15 protein-coding genes are annotated in these 20,308 nt (G+C 69.8%); 14 read left to right on the top strand and 1 reads right to left on the bottom strand.

From position 1 onward, the window contains the following. Window positions 1–29 precede the first annotated feature (29 nt). From KVF89_RS14905 to KVF89_RS14925, 5 genes are all read left to right on the top strand, one after another. Complete coding sequence (locus tag KVF89_RS14905) at window positions 30–917, top strand: serine hydrolase (protein WP_257426629.1); 888 nt, start codon at window positions 30–32, stop codon at window positions 915–917. Further along, the gene (locus tag KVF89_RS14910) at window positions 914–2,965 is read left to right on the top strand and encodes a dipeptide ABC transporter ATP-binding protein (RefSeq protein ID WP_257426630.1); all 2,052 of its coding nucleotides are present in this window, start codon (window positions 914–916) and stop codon (window positions 2,963–2,965) included. The genes KVF89_RS14905 and KVF89_RS14910 overlap by 4 nt, the downstream gene beginning before the upstream one ends. A 147-nt stretch (window positions 2,966–3,112) precedes the next feature. Next, on the top strand, window positions 3,113–4,987 hold the full coding sequence (locus KVF89_RS14915) for an ABC transporter substrate-binding protein (protein WP_257426631.1): 1,875 nt from the start codon (window positions 3,113–3,115) through the stop codon (window positions 4,985–4,987). Between the two features lie 234 nt (window positions 4,988–5,221). After that, complete coding sequence (locus tag KVF89_RS14920; RefSeq protein WP_257426632.1) at window positions 5,222–6,169, top strand: ABC transporter permease; 948 nt, start codon at window positions 5,222–5,224, stop codon at window positions 6,167–6,169. Beyond that, entirely contained in the window at window positions 6,166–7,077 is a 912-nt protein-coding gene (locus KVF89_RS14925) for an ABC transporter permease (protein WP_257426634.1), read from the top strand. The genes KVF89_RS14920 and KVF89_RS14925 overlap by 4 nt, the downstream gene beginning before the upstream one ends. A 92-nt stretch (window positions 7,078–7,169) precedes the next feature. Here KVF89_RS14925 and KVF89_RS14930 read toward each other — a convergent pair whose 3' ends face one another. Further along, complete coding sequence (locus KVF89_RS14930) at window positions 7,170–8,795, bottom strand: N-acyl-D-amino-acid deacylase family protein (RefSeq protein ID WP_257426635.1); 1,626 nt, start codon at window positions 8,793–8,795, stop codon at window positions 7,170–7,172. Between the two features lie 190 nt (window positions 8,796–8,985). Here KVF89_RS14930 and KVF89_RS14935 point away from each other — a divergent pair, with 190 nt between their 5' ends. The 9 genes from KVF89_RS14935 to KVF89_RS14975 all read left to right on the top strand — a co-directional run bounded on the left by KVF89_RS14935 (window position 8,986) and on the right by KVF89_RS14975 (window position 19,856). Beyond that, window positions 8,986–10,824 (top strand): prolyl oligopeptidase family serine peptidase, encoded by a 1,839-nt coding sequence (locus KVF89_RS14935; RefSeq protein ID WP_257426636.1) that lies wholly within the window; start codon window positions 8,986–8,988, stop codon window positions 10,822–10,824. An 8-nt stretch (window positions 10,825–10,832) separates the two neighbouring features. Next, window positions 10,833–11,951, top strand: a complete 1,119-nt coding sequence (locus KVF89_RS14940; protein ID WP_257426637.1) for a M20 family metallopeptidase — start codon at window positions 10,833–10,835, stop codon at window positions 11,949–11,951. A gap of 76 nt (window positions 11,952–12,027) precedes the next feature. Continuing rightward, window positions 12,028–12,909, top strand: coding sequence for a GNAT family N-acetyltransferase (locus KVF89_RS14945; protein ID WP_257426638.1), 882 nt, complete (start codon window positions 12,028–12,030; stop codon window positions 12,907–12,909). Next, window positions 12,906–14,012, top strand: coding sequence for an o-succinylbenzoate synthase (gene menC, locus KVF89_RS14950; RefSeq protein ID WP_257426639.1), 1,107 nt, complete (start codon window positions 12,906–12,908; stop codon window positions 14,010–14,012). Before KVF89_RS14945 ends, menC begins: the two co-directional genes overlap by 4 nt. A 94-nt stretch (window positions 14,013–14,106) precedes the next feature. Next, on the top strand, window positions 14,107–15,774 hold the full coding sequence (locus KVF89_RS14955) for a PucR family transcriptional regulator (protein ID WP_257426641.1): 1,668 nt from the start codon (window positions 14,107–14,109) through the stop codon (window positions 15,772–15,774). A gap of 97 nt (window positions 15,775–15,871) precedes the next feature. Beyond that, on the top strand, window positions 15,872–16,912 hold the full coding sequence (locus tag KVF89_RS14960) for a P1 family peptidase (RefSeq protein ID WP_372497917.1): 1,041 nt from the start codon (window positions 15,872–15,874) through the stop codon (window positions 16,910–16,912). Next, entirely contained in the window at window positions 16,909–17,622 is a 714-nt protein-coding gene (cuyB, locus tag KVF89_RS14965; protein WP_257426642.1) for a cysteate racemase, read from the top strand. The genes KVF89_RS14960 and cuyB overlap by 4 nt, the downstream gene beginning before the upstream one ends. A gap of 12 nt (window positions 17,623–17,634) precedes the next feature. After that, window positions 17,635–18,978: a serine hydrolase domain-containing protein gene (locus tag KVF89_RS14970; RefSeq protein ID WP_257426644.1), complete on the top strand. Its 1,344-nt coding sequence runs from the start codon at window positions 17,635–17,637 to the stop codon at window positions 18,976–18,978. Between the two features lie 116 nt (window positions 18,979–19,094). Beyond that, entirely contained in the window at window positions 19,095–19,856 is a 762-nt protein-coding gene (locus tag KVF89_RS14975; RefSeq protein WP_257426646.1) for a 3-hydroxybutyrate dehydrogenase, read from the top strand. Window positions 19,857–20,308: the final 452 nt, after the last annotated feature.

Consider the following 20,308-nt stretch of genomic DNA (forward strand, 5'->3'; position numbering starts at 1 on the left):
GCCTGGCCGACGGACCGAGAGGAGATGACGTGAGTCCCACCGAGCAGATCGAGGGCATCTTCACCGATGCCGAGGTGACCGGTTCCGTCCACGCACGCCACGTCGAACGCGACGACATCGAGGTCGCGGTGAGAGCCGACGACCCGGTCGTGCTCGCTTCGGTCTTCAAGATCCCGGTCGCGTTAGCATACGCCCGTGCGGTGGTTGGCGGGCGTCTCGACGCCACAGAGCAGGTGATCGTGCCCTCGCGCTACCGCGTGGGCGGCATCGGCACGGGTGGTTGTCGAGACGAGGTGCGCATGAGCCTGCGCGACCTGGCCGGTCTCATGCTCACGCTGAGCGACAACGCCGCGACGGACGTGATCCTCGATCGGGTCGGCCTCGAGGCGGTGACCGCGGTGCTCGAGGACCTGGATCTCGACAGCACCGTGATCGGCGGCGGCTGTGAGGCCGTCTTCGGGAGCATGTACGAGGACCTCGGCATCGCGTCGAGCGAGAGCCTCGACGCGGTCGCTGCCGCGACGAACGACGCGACCCTGCCGGCGCTCCGCGCATGTGATCCTCGGCGGAGCGTCCAGCGCTCGACCGCACGCGACATCACCCGGCTGCTGTCGGCGATCTGGAACGACGAGAAGTCCGACCCCCGCGCCTGCGCGATCGTCCGCGACATCATGGCCGACCAGGTGTGGAGCCACCGGCTGACATCCGGCTTCCCCGACGGTGTCGCGGTCGCCGGAAAGACGGGCACGCTGCCCGGCGTCCGCAACGAGGCCGGTGTCGTGACCTACCCCGATGGGACCAGGTACGCCGTGGCGATCTTCCTCCGCTCGACGCGCGTCTCCGATCGGATGCCCGCGGCCGACCGCGCGATCGGCCTCGCGGCGCGCGCGGCGGTCGAGGGGATGCGGCAGTCGTGAGCGCCGCCGCCGACCTCGGCACGGTCAGCGCGACGCGGGTTCTCGACGTACGTGACCTGACCGTCGCCATCGAGGCACACGGCCGCCGGCTGCAGCCGGTCTCCGGGGTGTCGTTGCACATCAGCGCGGGAGAGACGCTGGGCCTGGTGGGGGAATCGGGGTCCGGCAAGTCGATGACAGGAGCGGCCATCATGGGGATGCTGCCGCCCGGCGGGACCATCACCGGAGGCAGCGTCACCCTCGGTGGTCGCGATCTCCGGTCGCTCAGCGAGACGGACTACCGCCAGGTGCGGGGCAACGACATCGCCATGGTGTTCCAAGACAGCCTGACCTCGCTCAATCCCACGCGCACGATCGGGTACCAGATCGCGGAGCCGGTCCGGATCCACCGTGGCGCCTCACGCAAGGAGGCCTGGGAGCGGGCCGCCGAGGTCCTCTCACTGGTGGGGATCCCCCGGCCGGCGGAACGGCTGGGGGACTATCCGCACCAACTGTCCGGAGGGATGCGGCAGCGGGTGATGATCGCGATGGCACTCGCCTGCGAGCCGAAGGTGATCATCGCCGACGAGCCGACGACAGCGCTCGACGTCACCATGCAGGCGCAGGTGCTCACCCTCCTGGACGGCCTCAAGGAACGTCTCGGCATGGCGATGATCCTGATCACCCACGACATGGGAGTGATCGCTGGCCGAGCGGACCGGGTCAACGTCATGTACGCGGGACGGATCGCCGAGGCCGCCGACACCGAGGATCTCTTCGCGGCGATGCGGCACCCCTACACCCACGACCTCCTCGCTTCGATCCCGCTGCTCGACCAGGACCGGTCGGCCAGGCTCTATTCGATCAGCGGACTGCCCCCCGACCTTTCGGAGAGGTCCGCGGGCTGTCCCTACGCCTCGCGCTGCCGGCGCGTCAGCGACGCCTGCACCGCGCTGGCTCCCGAGCTCATCGAGCACATGCCGGGCCACGCCTTCGCGTGCTGGCATCCGATGCCGCCCCAGAGCTCGCCGGTGCTCGTGGCTCGCCGCCAGGCGAACGACAGCCGGCACGAGGAGACCGTCGAGGACGCGACTCCCCCGCGTCTGGCGGTCTCCGGCCTGGTCAAGGAGTACGACGTCCGTCGTGGCTGGTTCGGGGCCTCGGCCCGCCTCAGCGCGGTGGCCGGCGTCAGCTTCGAGATCGCCCCGGGCCAGACCTATGGCCTCGTGGGGGAGTCAGGATGTGGCAAGTCGACCCTCGGCCGCACGATCATCGGCCTCGAACGCCCGACCGCAGGGGAGATCCGGCTCGACGGCCTCGACCTCGAACCGCTCAAGGGCGGGGAGGGCCGACGTAGGCGACGTCCGATCCAGATGATGTTCCAGGATCCCTACGCCTCTCTCGACCCCCGTCTGCGGGTCGCCGCGATCATCAGGGAGCCCCTGCGCCTCGCCGGTGACGCGGACCGCTCCGCGCAGGACGCACGGGTGCGCGACCTGCTCGACGCCGTCGGGCTTCCGACCAGCGTGCTCGAGCGACTCCCGCACGAGCTCTCCGGGGGCCAGCGTCAGCGGGTCGGTCTGGCGCGTGCTCTCGCCGTCCATCCGTCGGTCCTCGTGGCCGACGAGCCGGTCAGCGCGCTCGACGTGTCCGTGCGCTCGCAGGTCCTCAATCTGATGAAGGACCTGCAGGCCGATCTCGGCCTGACCTCCTTGGTGATCTCTCACGACCTGGCGGTCGTGAAGTACCTCGCCGATCGCATCGGCGTGATGTACCTCGGCAAGCTCGTGGAGGAGGGGGCCGGCGAGGACATCTACCAAGCCGCCGCCCATCCCTACACCGCAGGCCTCATCGCCGCGATTCCCGAGCCCGTCCCCGATGTCGAGCGGGCCAAGCCCGCGGCGGCCGTCACTGGGGAGCTGCCGAGCGCGATCGATCCGCCGTCGGGCTGCCGGTTCCGGACCCGCTGTCCGCTCGCCGACGACATCTGTGCGGTCCGGGAGCCGGAGCTGATCGATCTCGGTGCCGGGCACAAGGTCGCTTGTCACTTCCCTCTTCGTGTCGGCTGACGACACATGACGGAGCGAATCGTCAGATCGTCCAAAGACCCCCGTGGCGCAGACCACCAACGATGGACTCACAGTTCACATAGCAGTCGGCCACGGTGCGACTCGGAGAAACCAGTGCCGCGAGACCCCCAGGGTTGGAGAATCAGCATGAAGGCAATCAGGCGATCGAGCATGGTGCGCGCCGGCGTGGCGCTCCTGCTGGCGGGCTCCCTCGCGGCCTGTGGCGGCGGTGGAGGGAACGGCAAGACCCCGACCGTGAGCGGGGACAAGGGCTTCGGGTCGATCCCGGAGGCCGCCGATACCGTCCAGGCCGGCGGGACCGTGGACATCGCACTCTCGCCGGGCCTGGCGCCGAACTACATCTACCCCAACGTACCGGCGGTCTTCAACGGCACGACGGTCGCGCCCTCGCAGCTCTGGCGCCCGCTCTACTGGCGCTCCACCGGAGCCACGGCCGCGGTCAACGACGAGCTCAGCATCGCTGAGCCTCCCGAGTACAGCAGCGACCGGAAGACGATCACGATCGAGCTCAAGGACTCCTACACGTGGTCCGACGGCGAGCCGGTCGTCGCGGATGACCTCGTCTTCTCGATCGAGCTCATCCGCGCCGCGCTGAAGGAGGACGCGTCGAACTGGAGCTACTACACCCCCGGCCAGTTCCCCGACGACCTGGCGTCGGTCGAGGCCACCGACGAGCACACGGTCACTCTGACGCTGACGACCGCGTACAACCCGGGCTACTTCGACGCCTTCGTCCTCGGCAACCTGATCCCGCTGCCGGCCCACAGCTGGAGCAAGGCCTCGGACGACGGCCCGATCATCGACTTCAGGGACCCGGCCAACGCCAAGGCGACCTTCGACTACCTGCACAAGGCGTCGCAGGACCAGAAGTCGTTCGCCACCAACCCGCTGTGGTCGGTCGTCAACGGGCCGTTCAAGCTCAAGGGCTTCGACAGTTCCACCGGTGGCTTCACCCTGGTCCCGAACGAGGAGTACAGCGGACCGCAGGCCGCGCAGGTCGATGAGGTCAACTACCTCCCGTTCACCTCGCCCGCAGCGGTGTTCAACCAGGTCCGAGCCGGCAACCTGACCGTGGCGCTGCTCGACTCGAGCTATATCGACCAACTGCCGACCCTCGAGTCGACCGGCTACAACTACTACGGGATGCCGAAGGAGGGGCAGGTCAACTCCCTGTTCCTCAACTTCGAGAACACCACCAACAACTTCGACAAGATGATCGCCCAGCCCTACCTGCGGCAGGCCTTGCAGCACCTGATCGACCAGCCCGGCTACATCAAGAGCAAGGGGATCTACAACGGCGCCGCCGCGGAGAGCTACAGCCCGGTCTCGGCGGCCTCCGCCAACGCCCCCGGCTTCGGCGACAAGGCGCCGTACCCGTACAGCATCGAGACCGCGAAGAAGCTGCTCGAGGATCACGGCTGGAAGGTGGTCGACCACGGAGAGACCACGTGCGTCCGCCCGGGAGCCGGCGACGACCAGTGCGGCGAGGGCATTCCCGAGGGCCAGAAGCTGAGCTTCAACCTCTTCTACGCCAACAGCCCGACCTCGATCGCGGCCCGCAACACCGCGTTCATCGCGGCCGCCAAGAAGGTCGGCATCACGATCGAGTCGGCGGCCAAGGCCACGAACTTCATGTACTCCAACTACGACAACAACTTCGCCCCGGAGAACAAGGACAAGTGGGCGGTGCAGGACTCGGGCCCGATCAACCTGGGCGGCTACCCGACCGCGAGCCTCATCTGGAGCACCGAGGGTGCCTACAACGCCGGCCACTACTCCAGTGAGGAGGCCGACAGCCTGATGAACGAGTCGATCTCGGGCGAGGACCCCAAGGCGCTGTCCAACGAGGCCACCTTCCTCGGCAAGGATCTGCCGGTCCTCTACATGCCCAACCCGTCGAACATCGTGGTCTGGAAGAAGACGCTCTCCGGTGACCCGGACGCCTTCGCCAACATCACGCAGGGGTTCCTGACGCCCGAGTTCTGGTACTACGCCGGCTAGGCCGTGTCTCCCATTCCTCGGTGGATGCCCAGGTCGTCCCGCGCGTGCGATGGCCAGGCGCCGGCGCGAAGGCATGCTGGGCGCACGTCGAGCGTCGGCAACGCCGCCGGCGTGCGTGCGGGGCGGGCTGGGCACCGCCAGGGAATGGGAGAAACGGCCTAGTTCCACCTACGAGCCCGTCCTCCGGGGTGCCGTCCGCCGGGCGGCACCCCGGACCAGAAGGAGGAAGACACGATGGCCCGCTATCTCGCCCGGCGACTCGCCACTTCGCTGGTCGTCGTGATCGGCATCTCGATCGTCGTCTTCCTGCTCCTGAACGCCATGTCGGGCGCCCCGGGGCGCTCCGTCCTGGGACCCTCCGCATCGCCCGAGGCAGTCGATGCGTTCAACCACAAGGAGGGCTTCGACCGGCCGGTCGTCGTCCAGTACCTCTCCTACGTGCAGGGTCTCGTCCAAGGAGACCTGGGCCGGTCCTACAAGCTCAACCAGGACGTCGGCGAGCTGCTCGCCCAGAACGCCGGCCGAAGCGCGATGCTCTCGCTGGCCGCGCTGCTCCTGGCGCTCGCGGTCGCCGTGCCCCTCGGCATCTACCAGGCTCGCCGCCGCAACAGGCGGAGCGACTCGGCGATCACCGCCGCCACGTTCATGCTGTACGCCAGCCCGCAGTTCTTCCTCGCCGTCGTCGCGATCGAGATCTTCTCCGTGCAACTCCAGCTGCTGCCGGCCCAGGCGTCGCAGTCGCGCTCGGCGTTCGTGATCTTCACCGATCCGCGCGCGATGCTGCTGCCGATCCTGACGCTCGCTGCTGCGAACATCGCGATCTTCGCCCGCTATCAGCGCTCCGCAGCCCTCGACCAGCTCGGCCAGGACTACATCAAGGTGGCGCGCGCCAAGGGTGTCTCCGAAAGGAAGATCGTGCGCAGCCACCTGCTGCGCAACTCCAGCCTGCCGCTCATCACGTTGGTCGGCGTCTCGGTGCCGGCACTGCTGGCGGGGAACCTGGTGATCGAGTCCGTGTTCAACTATCCCGGCCTGGGCCTGCTGTTCATCAACAGCCTGGCTCGCGAGGACTATCCCGTGCTTCTTGCCTACACCCTCATCGGAGGCGTGCTGACCGTGCTCGGCAACCTGATCGGCGACCTCCTCGTCGCGATCGTCGACCCGCGGATCGAGCTGTCATGAGCGCCGGAGCCGACTCCGGTCAGGTGGTCGGGGCCGCCGAGGTCCTCGCCGGGCGGCGACGGGTGGAACTGCTGCGGCGGCTCCGCACCGGATCGCCGTTCGGCGGCACGATCGGACTCGTAGGGGTCGTACTGGCGCTCGCGATCGTCGCGGTGTGCTTCCTCGGCCCGTTGATCTACTCGACCAACCAGGTCGACGTCGACCCCCTGAAGGCGTTCCTGCCGCCATCTGGGGAGCACCCGCTCGGCACCGACTCGCAGGGTTTCGACGTCCTCGGGCGCCTGATGGAGGGGGGCCGGGCGTCGCTCCAGATCGGGGTGTTCGCGGCCCTCGTGGCGACCGTCATCGGCACGCTGTACGGCGCGACCGCTGGTCTCGCCGGGGGGATCGTGGATGCCGTCATGATGCGCTTCGTCGACGTGATGATGTCGGTGCCGTTCCTCTTCGTTGTGCTGATCGTGTCGACCAAGTTCAACTCATCGGCCTGGTCGCTCAGCCTGATCCTCGGTCTCTTCTCATGGCTGATCCCCGCCCGCCTCGTCCGAGCCGAGGTACTCAGCCTCAAGACCCGTGACTACGTGCTCGCTGCCCGCTCGATGGGCGCCAGCGGGCCGAGCCTCGTCTTCCGCCATCTGATTCCCAACTCCCTGGGCGTCGTCGTCGTCAACATCACCTTCCAGGTGGCCGACGCCATCCTCGCTGTCGCCACTCTCGGGTTCCTGGGTTTCGGCTTGAGCTACCCGCACACGGACTGGGGCGGCCAGCTGTCCGCGGGTGTGAACTACCTGCTGTCCGGCTACTGGTGGCTGATCTACCCCGTCGGTCTGTGCCTGGTCGCCGTCGTGCTCGCCTTCAACCTGATCGGCGAGGCCCTCCGCGACACCCTCGATCGTCGCCGCACGCTCTGAGTCTCGCCCCTCGTCGGGGCGCAGCGACCAAAGGACGGTCGTCGTCTCCGGCCCCGCCACTCGACGGTGGAGGGCGGCTCGCAGTTCTTGGGTCAGCGGCGCGCAGGCCCGCGACGCAGGGCACGGCCGGCGAGCAAGCCCGTGGGCGCGCCGTCCCGGAGCGCCGCGACACCGTTGACGAGGACGTGGCGCATGCCCGTCGCGTAGCGCTTCGGATCGGCGTACGTGGCGCGGTCCGCGACGCGGCTCAGGTCGAAGACCGCGATGTCGGCGTGGTAGCCGCGGCGGATCTCGCCGCGGTCCGCAAGCCGGAGGTTGCTCGCGGGCAGGCTGGTCACCCGTCGCACTGCCTCGCCGATGCCGACCAGGCCCTCGTCGCGGGCGTAGCGACCGATGACGCGGGCGAATGCGCCGAACGCACGCGGATGCACCGGGTGATCGGCGAACAGGTCCTCGCTGCTCGGTGCGTCGGAGTCGGAGCCGACCGACACCCAGGGGCGAGTGAAGGCACTGCGGAGGTTGTCCTCGTCGCCCAGGAAGTACGCCGCGTCGGCGTACGGCGCGGCCTCGACGATGTCGAGCAGGGTCTCCACAGGATCGGCATCGCCGCGTTCGCGGGCGATGTCCGCGACGGAGGTCCCGGGCCGGATGCCGAGCTCCGGATGACGGGACAGGATCACGACACCGTCCGCACCGCCGCTCATGCGCCACAGACTCTCCCACTCTCCGCCCTCGCGGATCGCCGCGAGGACGCGCGCGCGGGTCGCCGGGTCGCGCAGCCGGGCACGCAGCCGCTCGATGCCGCCCCGATGGAACTGCGGAGGGATCGAGGCGGTGATGCCGGTGCTTCCCGCGACGTACGGATAGATGTCGGCGGAGATCCGGAGACCCTCGTCGCGTGCGTCCTCGACGAGCGCGAGGATCTCGGGCATCTTGTGCCAGTTGTCCCGACCCGCCGTCTTGAGGTGGTAGATCTCGGCGCGGGCGCCGGTCTCGCGCGCGATCTCGAGGAGCTCTCGGACCGCCTCCTCGAGGCGGTCGCCCTCGTTGCGCAGGTGGGAGATGTAGAGGGCGTCGTGCTCGGCCAGGACGTGTGCGTAGGCGATCAGCTCGCGTGTGCCGGCGTAGCTGCCGGGCGGGTAGATCAGCGCAGAGCCGACGCCCAGCGCGCCGGTCTCGAGCTCGTCGCGGAGCAGGCCGCACGCTCGCGCGAGCTGGTCGTCGTCCAGTGGCTCGTCCGCGAGACCGGCGACGGCCATGCGGAGGTTCGCGGCTCCGACGAAGGTGGCGACGTTCTGGCCGACCCCACGGCGCTCGAGATCGTCGAGGAACTCACGCGACGACGGCCACGCCGTACGGACGGTGGGGGCGATCTCGCCCAGCACGATCATCTCGGGCGTCATCTCGCCGGTGACCGGGCCGAGGGACACGCCCTCGCCGAAGACCTCGGTGGTCACTCCCTGATAGAGGTCGGAGAGGCCGCGCGGGTCCTGCTGGATCGTGAAGTAGGCATGGCTGAGGACGTTGACGAAGCCCGGGCTGACCAGGCAGCTGGTCGCGTCGAGCTCCTCGATGCCCGTGGTGTCGCCGAGCAGACCGTCCCTGGACGTGCCGATCGCGGTGATCCGTCCGTCGAGGATCGCGACGTCGGCGCGGTACGGCGGCGCGCCGGTGCCGTCGACCACCTCGCCACCGCGAATGACGACGTCGACCTTCATGAACGACCACCTTCCGAGGAGCACGGGTGACAGAGGAGCTCATCCTCACGCTGTCACCTTGCCGGGCGGACCGCCTCGTCGACGCGCACGAGTCTGACGCCGACAAGTGTGAGCGGGGGACGAAGCCTCTCGACCGGTGGCCGGGCCATGCTGGACCACCAGACCGAAACCACCGGACGGAGCCACCGCCATGAGTACGCTGCGCCAGACCTTGGGAGGGCTGAGAGTCCCGGAGCAGATCGCGCTGGCACCGGACGGCCGGACGATCGCCACGGTGGTCCGCAGCGTCGACCTGGCGAGCGACGACTATGTCCGCCGGCTGCACCTGGTCGACGTCGCGACCGGCACGATCCGCGCCGTCGGCGAGGGCCGGCGCGACGCGGACCCGATCTGGATCTCGGACTCCGAGGTCGTCTTCGCCCGGCGAGACGTCGCCGCGGCCTCGCTCTGGACGGTGGCCGTCGAGGGCAGTCAGCCACGCCGGCGCGCGGACCTGCCGACCGGCGTGGCGCTGTTCCGCTGCAGCCCGGACGGGCACCGGGTGGCCTGGGTCGAATCGAGTCCAATCCACCCCACGACCGCGGTCCGCGTGGCGCCGTTGGCAGCGACCACGCCTGATGAGGCCCTCACCGTCCTCGAGACCGATGAACGGGTGCTCGACGTCGTCTGGTCGGGCGACGCCGGCCGGCTGGCAGCGATCCTGACCGAGAGCGGAGTCCCGGGAGACCTGGACGTCACTCGCCTCTGGAGCCTCGACCCGGACGGCGTCGAAGCCGCCTTCCCGGTGGGGCCCGAGGGCGGCTACCTCTCCGCGGTGGGGTTCTCCGGGGACGGCGAGATCGTCGGTGTCGGACGGGCAGACCAGGAGGTCGGCAACGCCCACCTCCTGGCCTGTGCTCCAGGCAGACCGCACGACTGGCGCAGCGTCACCGCCGGTGATCGCAACATTCGCCTGCACGGTCCGGCCCCGTCAGCGCGCACGGTCCTCGTCGGCGCTCGCGACGGAGGGCCGACCGCGCTGTTCGAGGTCCGTCTGGACGACGTGACGGCCGCCCCCCGGAGGCTCACCCCGAGCCAGGTCGACGTGCTCGCGTTCACCACGCCGGCGCGATCCGGGCTGGTCGCCGCGATCATCCGCACCCCTGACTCCTACGGTGCCTTGGCCGTCGTCGCTCCCGACGCCGCGGCCGTCACCACGGTAGGGGAGTGGGCGCCGGCCACCCCGCTGCGACGGCCCGTTCCGCACCGTTGGTCGGTCACCGCCGAGCGCTCCGTGCACGGATGGGTGCTCGGCGAGACCACGTCCGGCCGGCCGCAGCCGTTGGTGGTCGACCTGCACGGAGGACCGCACCTGGCGTGGACCGGCTGCGCGGAGGAGGCGCATCTCCATCACCAGGAGCTGGTCCGCCGAGGATGGCTGGTCGTGCTGCCCAACACCAGCGGCAGCGACGGGTACGGCGAGCGGCACCTGCGGCGGGTCGTCGGCGCCTGGGGGGTACCGGATGCGGAGGAGGTCGCGACCATCGTGTCCGCTCTGGTCGCCCGTGGACTCGCGGACCCGGAGCACGTGGCGTTGGTCGGCTACAGCTACGGCGGACTCCTCGTCAATCTGTTGACGACACAGGACCTGCAGGTCGCCGCCGCGGTGGCGGGCGGTTCCATGGCGGATCTGGCGGAGGTGGTCGACGACTCCGCGGAGGGCGCCTATCTCGCCCTTGCCGAGCTCGGGGCGCGCCCGGCCGACGACCCGGAACGCTACCGGCGGCTGTCGCCGATCTCCTATGTCGACCGGGTGCGCACGCCGACCCTGCTCCTGCACGCCGGGGCCGACGAGATCACCCCGGCCCGGCAGGCCCGCCGATGGCACGACGCCCTGCGCGAGCAGGGGGTGCCGACCGAGCTGCACGTCTATCCGGACGCCGACCACGACCTGATCTTCACCGGCCGCCCGGCGTACCGCGGCGACTATCACGACCGCCTGGTCGACTGGCTCACCCGCCACACCGGACCACGGCACGAGAACGGATGACGAGGCCCATGAGCCCCCTGCTCGCCCAGCTGGAGAGCCGGCTGTCCCAGATGATCGATGACATCGCGGAGCTGGTCGCCTGTGAGTCGCCGTCGGCCGACCAGGCAGCCGTCAAGGAGAGTGCCGGCGTCGTCGCTCGCGTCGGGCAACGGGTGCTCGGCCTCGCGCCGGAGGTGATCGAGGCCGACGGCTGCAGCCACCTCCGCTGGAAGACTGGAGAGGGTCGGCCGCGGGTGCTGCTGCTCGGTCACCACGACACGGTGTGGCCCTCCGGCTCCCTGGCGCGACACCCCTTCGCGGTGCGCGACGGCGTGTTGACCGGTCCCGGCTGCTTCGACATGAAGACCGGTGTCGTCATGGCCCTTCATGCGGCCGCCCTCGCCGGTCCCGCCTGTCCGGTCAGCATCCTGGTGACCGGGGACGAGGAGATCGGCTCACGCACGTCGCGACGCCTCATCGAGGAGAGCGCCGCGACCGTGGATGCCGTCCTCGTGCTGGAGGCCGCGGCCGACGGGGGCGCGCTCAAGGTGGCCCGCAAGGCGGTGTCCTTCTACGAGCTGACCATCACCGGCCGAGCCTCCCACGCGGGCCTCGAGCCCGAGCGCGGCGTCAACGCCGTCGTCGAGCTGTCACACGTCATCCAGCGGGTGCACGGCCTGGCCTCGCCGGAGAGGGGCACGTCGGTCGTCCCGACCGTGGTGTCCGGCGGTACGACGAGCAACACCGTCCCGGCGCTGGCGCGACTCGCCGTCGACGTTCGCGCTTGGACGCGGGCGGAGCAGGAGCGCGTGGATGCGGCGGTCCGAGGCCTGACCGCGACCGTGCCCGGCGCCGTGATCACCGTCGGCGGCGGTCCCGACCGACCGCCGATGGAGGAGTCGATGGCGGCCGGTCTCTATGACCTCGCGACCCGGATCGCCGACGAGGAGGGGCTGGGCGAGCTGAGCGCCGCTCGCGTCGGGGGCGGCTCCGACGGGAACTTCACGGCCGGCCTCGGGCGTCCCACGCTCGACGGTCTCGGTGCTGTCGGAGGTGGCGCGCACGCCGACGACGAGCACGTCCTCGTCGACCAGATCCCTGTCCGTACCGCGCTTCTCGTCGCCCTTGTGCGGGAGCTGTGCCAGTGAGCCGTACGAAGCGCGTGCCCGCATCTCGTGGGATCGTACGGAGACGCCGCCCGTCCGCGGACCGGATGCTCGTCGCATGACCTCCACAGTTCCGGCCCCGACCGCGACGCGTGAGCAGGTGCAGCGTGGCGCGTGGCGCGCCGCGGAGGCGGCGGCCCGCCGCTCCGGCGTCGTGATCCGCCGGCTGCGCACCTCCGCGGAGCTCCAGGAGTGCGTCGACCTCTTCGACACGATCTGGCGTCCGCACGACGGCAGCTCGATCATGCCGATCGAGATCCTCCGGGCGCTTTCGTCCGCGGAGAGCTACATCGCGGGTGCTTACGACGGGGAGCGCCTCGTCGGCGGCTGCGCCGGGTTCTGGTGCCCGCCCCCGACCCGCACCCTCTACAGCCACATAGCGGGCGTGGCCGCGGACGCGCGCGCCCGGCACCTCGGCTTCGCCCTCAAGCTGCACCAGCGAGCATGGGCGCTGAGCAACGACATCGACACCATCTGCTGGACCTTCGATCCGCTCGTCCGCCGCAATGCCCACTTCAACGTCGGCAAGCTGGGCGGCTCGGCGCGTACTTACTACGTCAACCACTACGGCGTGATGTTCGACGACATCAACGGCGGCGACGACTCCGACCGTCTGCTGCTGGAGTGGGACCTCGCCGGTCCGCGCGCCGCGGCCTGCGCCGTCGGCGCCCCGCCCGCAACCCCCTCGCCCGGCGTGCCGTCCGTGCTCCGCGCGGATGCCGACGGGCGCCCGGTCGCGGTCGACGCGAGCGCGCCCGAGGTTGTGGTCGCCGTACCGGCCGACATCGAGACCATGCGTCAGCGCCAGCCCGAGGTCGCCGCTGCCTGGCGGCTCGCAGTCCGCGAAGCCCTCAGCCGCCTGTTCACAGAAGGCGGCCAGGTCAGCGCCTTCGACCGGGACACCGGCTACATCGTCACCACAGGAGAAGCCACCACATGAAGATCGACAGCATCGAGCTCCGCCGGATCCGCCTCCCGCTCGTCTCGCCCTTCCGGACCTCGTTCGGCACCCAGACCGAGCGCGAGGTCCTCCTGCTCAGGGTTCGCACCCCCGAGGCCGAGGGCTGGGGCGAATGCGTGGCCATGTCGGAGCTGGGCTACTCGGCGGAGTACACGGACGGAGTCGAGGATGTGCTCGAGCGGTTCTTCCTGCCCGATCTGAGGGCCGTCGACGGCCTGACCGCCCACGGGGTGGCGCCGCTCCTCGCCCATCACAAGGGCCACCGGATGGCCAAGGCCGCGCTGGAGATGGCCGTCCTCGATGCGGAGCTGCGGATCCGAGGCGTCTCGTTCGCGCAGAGTTTCGGAGCGCTGGCCACCCACGTGCCGAGCGGCGTCTCGGTCGGCATCATGGACTCGATCCCGGCACTTCTCGACGCAGTCGACGGCTACCTCCAAGAGGGCTATGCGCGGATCAAGCTCAAGGTCGAGCCCGGCTGGGATGTCGAGCCCGTGCGCGCTGTACGCGAGCGCTTCGGTGACGACGTCCTGCTGCAGGTCGACGCCAACACGGCGTACACGCTCGGGGATGCCGCCCAGCTCGCCAAGCTCGACGACTTCGACCTCCTCCTCATCGAGCAGCCCCTTGACGAGGAGGACATCCTCGGCCATGCCGACCTGGCGAAGAAGATCAAGACGCCGGTCTGCCTCGACGAGTCCATCGTCTCGGCTCACAGTGCCGCCGCCGCCATCCGACTCGGCGCATGCGAGATCGTCAACATCAAGCCGGGCCGGGTCGGCGGCTATCTGGAGGCCCTGCGCATTCATGAGGTCTGCCGTGCCCACGGCGTCCCTGTGTGGTGCGGTGGCATGTTGGAGACCGGGCTCGGCCGTGCCGCCAACGTCGCGCTCGCAGCCTTGCCGGGCTTCACGCTCCCCGGGGATGTCTCGGGATCCGACCGGTTCTACACGACCGACATCACCGCCCCCTTTGTGCTGCGTGACGGGGGACTCGACGTCCCGACCGGCCCGGGGCTCGGTGTCGAGCCGCTGCCCGAGGCACTGGACGAGATGACCGTCAGCGCCCGCGAGCTCGTCCTGTAGCGGTTCGCGTGTCTCCTAGCCACCGCCCACACAGAGGGCTCCTGACTCGCGGGGAACCCTGCCGGGGCGATCGTCGCCGTCGTACGGTGAGGGCGTGCTGAGCTCATCGTCGTCCAGGCCGCCGCGCGCCAGTCTGGCTCGGGTCGTCGAGAACCTCGGCGACACCTTCCTCGAGGTCGTTGCGGGTCGGATCGAGGGAGTCGACGATCTCGGCGGTGTCGTCATCTACGACCCTGCCGATGATCTCGTGCTGCCCGAACGCGCCGTGGTGCTCGGCGTCGGGGTCCACGAGCCCGAGCAGGTCGGTGACCTTCTCGTCCGGCTCGGGCGGCACCAGGCGGCGGCGCTCGTCGTGCGCGCTCCGATCGCCGGCTTGACGGAACTGCGCCGGACGGCCGCCGCCTCCGGCGTCGTGCTCCTCGCCTTGACGAAGGGCGCCTCCTGGTCACAGCTGGCTGCCATGCTGCGGACCCTGCTCAGTGAAGCCGACGTCGGTGACGACGTACCGACCACGCTCGGAGGCATGCCGTCGGGAGACCTGTTCTCCCTCGCCAACGCCATCGCCGCCCTGCTCGACGCGCCGGTCACCATCGAGGACCGCGCCTTCAACGTCCTGGCATTCTCCGGTCGTCAGGACGAGGCGGATGCGTCGCGTGTCGCGACCATCCTCGGACGGCAGGTGCCCGACCGGTTCGCGCGTGCCCTGGAGCGGTCCGGGGTGATCGGCGACCTGTACCAGAGCACGCGGGAGGTGTACCTCAAGCCGGACATGACGGAGTACGACGAGATCGCGATGCTGCGGGTTGCTGTCGCGGTCCGCGCGGGTGACGAGGTGCTGGGCTCGATCTGGGCGGCGGTGCCCGAGCCGCTCAACGCTGGTCGGACGAGGGCCTTCCTGGACTCGGCCAAGCTCGTCGCCCTTCATCTTCTGCGGATGCGCGCCGGCGCGGACGTCGAACGGCGTCTTCGCGCCGATCTGGTCGCCACCGCGCTCGAGGGCGGGACGCGCGCGCCCGAGGCGTTGGGTCGGCTCGGTCTCCTCGGCCAGCCGATGACTGTGGTCGCGCTCGGCCTGCTCCCGTCCGCCCAGACGCAGGACGACCCGACGGGTCAATCCCGTGCCGTCGCCGAGCGCCAGCGGCTCGCCGATGCCTTGGCTGTGCACCTCAGCGCCGTCGCGCCACGAGCCGCGGTCGCCCTGCTGGGGGACGTGGCGTACGGTCTGCTGCCGATCCCGGTCGATGTCGACGACAGTGACGAGCGTGCGCGGCGGCTGATCACCAACTTCCTGGAGCGCACCGGATCGCGTGCCCCGGTGGTCATCGGCATCGGTCCACTGGCCCCCGACGCAGCGCGGTTGGGCCGGTCGCGCACCGGTGCGGACCGGGCGCTTCGAGTCCTGATGAGCCGGGCGGAGCCCGGAGCGATGGCGACGCTGGCGGATGTGCATGTCGGCGCCCTCATACTCGAGCTCGGCGACATGACGATGGCCCGCGGCGACGAGCTCACGGGGCACCTGGCACGCCTCCAGGAGTACGACGCGCAGCACAACGGCAGCTTGGTGGAGACGCTGGAGTGCTGGCTCGACGCCTTCGGTGACGTCTCGGCCGCCGCCGCCGCCGCGTTCGTGCACACCAACACCTTCCGTTACCGACTCAAGAGGCTCGAACAGATCAGTGGCATCGATCTCGACAGCCCGGAGGACCGGTTCGCGGCCATGCTCCAACTGCGCCTCCGGCGCTCGCAGCCGACCCTGCGCTGACCTCAGGCACGCCTTGGTCCGTCGTACGACGGATGAGGCGCCACCTCATCGTTCCGGACGAAGCGGCCGGTCAGTCGCGCGCACGACACTTCTGAATGTGGCATCCGAGGGACGAACCGACAGCCGGGGGACACGGCGCGCGCGAGCTCTGCTGGGGGAGTTCGGACGCCTGCCGACCGGGCCGCAGAACGCCATCACCGACGTCACCGGCGTTCGCGTGGGTCACGCAACGCTGCACGACGACTCCTGCGACATCCACAGCGGCGTGACCGCGGTCGTGCATGACCGGATCGTCGGCGGCGACGGTCTGCCGGCGGGATTGTTCGTGGGCAACGGCTACGGCAAGTTGACCGGCACCACCCAGATCGCCGAGCTCGGTGTGATCGAGACGCCCATCCTGCTCACCTCGACCCTGTCGACCTTTCGAGTGGCGGATGCGCTGATCACCTGGCTACAGCGGCGTGCCCGCAGGCCCTTCACGTCCGTCAATCCGGTCGTCGGGGAAGTCAACGACAGCTGGCTCTCGCCCGGTGGGGACCGGCCGATCGGGGCAGCGCAGGTGTTCCAGGCACTCGACAGCGCGATGGGGGACGGTGTCCAGCTCGGCAACGTCGGCGGGGGTGCGGGCGCCTGCGCGCTCGGCTTCAAGGCCGGGATCGGAAGCTCCTCACGTCAGATCCGGCTACGGGGGCGCACGCACACGCTGGGCGTCCTGGTGCAGGCCAACATGAGCGGCGAGCTGCGGCTCGGGAACCAGCGGATCACTCCGCATGCGCTCGGGCTACCCGCGGCCGGTCCGGTCTCCGCCGAGGGCTCCTGCGTCGTGCTGGTCGCGCTGGATGCCCCGTGCTCGGCGGGCGAGCTGTGTCGGATCGCGCGACGCGCGGTGTTCGGGCTGGGGCGGATCGGCGCGGACTACAGCCACGGCAGCGGCGACTACGGTCTATCGTTCACCACAGAGTCGGAGCTCGCTCCCGCCCTGTCGCCGAGCGACCTCGACACGGCGTTCACCGCCGTCCTCGATGCCGTCGAGGAGAGCGTCGCGGACGCACTCCTCGCGGCGACCACGGTGCGGCTCAGCGACGGCCGCACGGCCTACGCCCTACCGCACGAGGCGATCAACGGTGAGCGGGCATGAGCCTCCTGGGGGTGCTCGGCGGGATGGGACCGATGGCGACGGCCACCTTCTATCGCGACCTCGTCCGGCGTACTCCGGCGCGATCGGACCAGGAGCACATTCCTGTCGTCATCTGGAGCGACGGACGTGTCCCTGACCGGTCCGAGGCCCTGCTCGGACACGGGCCGTCGCCGCTGCCGCAGCTGGTCGAGGGGGTCAAGCAGCTCCAGGCGATGGGGGCCGACCTGATGGCGATGCCGTGCAACACGGCGCATGCCTTCCTGCCGGGTCTGCGGAGGGCCACCGGTGCCGACTTCGTGGACATCGTGCGCGCGACCGTGGCAGCGACCATCGAACGCCACCCGGAGACCCGGCACGTCGGTGTGCTCGGCACACGGGGCACCCGGATCGCCCGCCTCTACGAGACGGCCTGCAGTGAGGTGGGACTGGCGGTGATCCAGCCGACCGAGCACGACCAGAGTGCGCTCGTCGACGAGGCGATCCGTCTCGTCAAGGGCGGCGGCCGTCTGGATCACGCCACCCGCCTGGTCGAGCAGGCGACGCGGTCCCTGGCAGCGGCAGGCGCGGACGTGGCGGTCGCCGCCTGCACCGAGATCCCGCTAGCGATCGGACGCGCGACCGAAGTGCTGCCGATCGTCGACTCGGTGGAGTGTCTCGCCGATGCTTGCATCGAAGCCTGTGCTCCGCGGTGCAGCACCACCACGAGATGATGGGAGACCACTATGGAGGAGCTCAGCGCCACCCTGGCACAGCTGACCGCACGCTGGCGGGTGCCCGGTGCGGCGGTGGCCGTCGTCCATCGCGGCCGGATCATCGAAGCCTATGCAGGGCGGCAGTCGGCGGCTGGCCGGCTGGTCGATGCTGCTTCGGTGTTCGAGATCGGCTCGATCACCAAGTCCTTCACCGCCACGCTCATCATGCAGTTGGTCGACGAGGGCAAGGTGTCGCTCGACGCGCCGGTCCAGCACGTGCTGCCCGAGTTCGCGCTCGCCGACCCGCAGCTGGCGGCACGGGTGACCGTGCGCCATCTGCTGACTCATGCGCCCGGGTTCGACGGTGACGACTTCACGCACACCGGCGACGACGACGAGAGCCTGAGGCGGTATGTCGCCCGACTCGCCCTCGCCACATCGTTCGCTGAGCCGGGCACCCTCTTCTCCTACTGCAACGCGGGCATCTCCGTGCTCGGACGGATCGTGGAGGTCCTGCGCGGCGTGCCGTTCGATCGCGCGTTGGCGGCCCACCTCCTGGAGCCGCTCGGTCTGAGGGACGCCTATCCGGACCCGGCGGCCGCGCCAGCCGACCTGGTCGTGACCGGCCACCGTGAACCCGACGGCACCGCGGTACAGGCAGGTGCGATCGTCCGCGGTCTCGCACCCTCGGGATCCAAGCTGACGATGACCGCCCGCGACCTCGCGACCTTCGGGATGCTGCACCTCGGCGGCGTCGCCGACTCCGACCAGTCAGTCCTGTCGCCCGCCGGGGTGGCGCAGATGCAGGCTCCGCAGTCGGTCGCGGTCCCCTTTCTCGGGCCGAAATGGGGGAGTAGCCGCGGTCTCGGGTGGGATCTGTACGACGTCGATGGCGTGTGCGTCGTCGGTCACAACGGGCACACCACGGGTCAGGTCGCAGCACTGCGCGTCGTACCGGACCGAGAACTGGTGGTCGCCGTGCTCACCAACGGCGGCGCCTCCTACCGGCTCATCGACGCCGTGCTCGCCCATGTGCTCGGCGGCCTGGGCGGGCTACGAGTCCCCGATCCCATGGAGCTGCCGCAGGCGATCCCGGTCGACGCTTCCCCCTATGTCGGGACCTACGCGGGACGCGCTGTGCGGTGGACAGTGGAACCCGGTGCGGATGGCGAGCTCGGACTGTCGATCCACGATGTCGACGGCGCGGGGGATCCCGTCGGGGAAGGGGTTCGGACCGCGTTGAGGAAGCTGCGCGACCACACCTTCGTCGGTGTCGACGACGACTGTGGCATGTACCCGGTGTTCACGTTCCTGGTCGATGAAGCCGGGCGTGCGAGATTCCTGCACAACAGCCGCGCTTACCCGCGCCGCTGAAGCTGGCGCGATCGTCTCCCGGCGGAGTCGTTCTAGGACATCTGGACGAGCCGCGCCCGCCCAGTTCGTGATCGCGACCGAGGCCACGGCGGTGTCGGGTTCCTAGCCTCCTTGGTGTGAACCACTCCGATGACCGCCCGTTGGCCGGTCGAGTCGCTGTTGTCACCGGTGGGGCCGGAGGGATCGGCCGCGCGGTGAGCGAGACACTCGCGGCCCGCGGAGCTACCGTCACCGTGCTGGATCGCGACGCCGAGCAGGCGCAGCAGGTCGCCGCCTCAATCGGCGGCCGAGCACTCGCCGTCGACCTCACGGCCCCCGGGGCCGTCGCCGCGCTGGACCTCGACGCAGACATCCTCATCAACAACGCAGGTGTGCAGTACGTCGCACCGGTCGAGGAGTTCCCACCGGAGACGTTCGCCCTGATCCTCCGCCTGATGCTCGAGGTTCCCTTTCAGCTGACGCGCGCAGTGCTACCAGGGATGTACCGGCGCGGCTGGGGACGGATCGTGCACGTATCCTCCGTCCACGGTCATCGCGCGTCGGCCTACAAGTCGGCGTACGTCAGCGCCAAGCACGGCCTGGAGGGTCTGTCGAAGGTCATCGCCCTCGAAGCCGCCGGCAAGGGCGTCACGAGCAACACGGTGTGCCCGGGTTACGTCCGCACACCACTGGTCGAGAACCAGATCCGGGCACAGGCCGAGGTCCACTCACTACCCGAGGACCGCGTCGTCGACGAGATCCTGCTCCAGCGGTCTGCGAGCAAGAGGCTCGTGGAGCCGGCCGAGGTGGCCGAGCTGGTCGCCTTCCTGTGCGGTCCGCACAGCGCGTCGATGACCGGCGGCTCCCATCTTCTCGATGGCGGCTGGACCGCCAGCTGACTTCGGAAGCACGCCATGTCCCAGGGCCTGCCTCGATGACCTGCCGGGCACTCGGCTCGCGTCGCTGCGGAGGCTCTGTCCTGAGTGCGGGCACGGAGTCGGCCACCACCAGAGCGAGGGCTGCTTCTATGGTCCCGAGGACGTTCGCGATCTCTCATCGCCGGTCTGCGTGTGCAAGCTCAACAAGCAGGAGATCGACCACGGTGACGGACCAAGCGGCAACCTCGTGTGTGGATCTTCCAACGGATGACTTGATCGGGGTCCACTTACGGTCCAAATACCCCTTCCAAACTGTCCCAACTGGTCCAGGCCGACCCGAGGTCGTCCACGTCGGCGATGCGCGCCGCGCAGCAGTCGGGAACGGGGCTGACGACGGATGGACGGGAGCGTCGAGGCCGGGTTGGGCCGATGGCAGGCTCTGGGTTGTGTGTCGGCCCGGTACGGCGAACCTG

Source organism: Nocardioides carbamazepini (genome assembly GCF_024614185.1).
Classification (GTDB): domain Bacteria; phylum Actinomycetota; class Actinomycetes; order Propionibacteriales; family Nocardioidaceae; genus Nocardioides; species Nocardioides carbamazepini.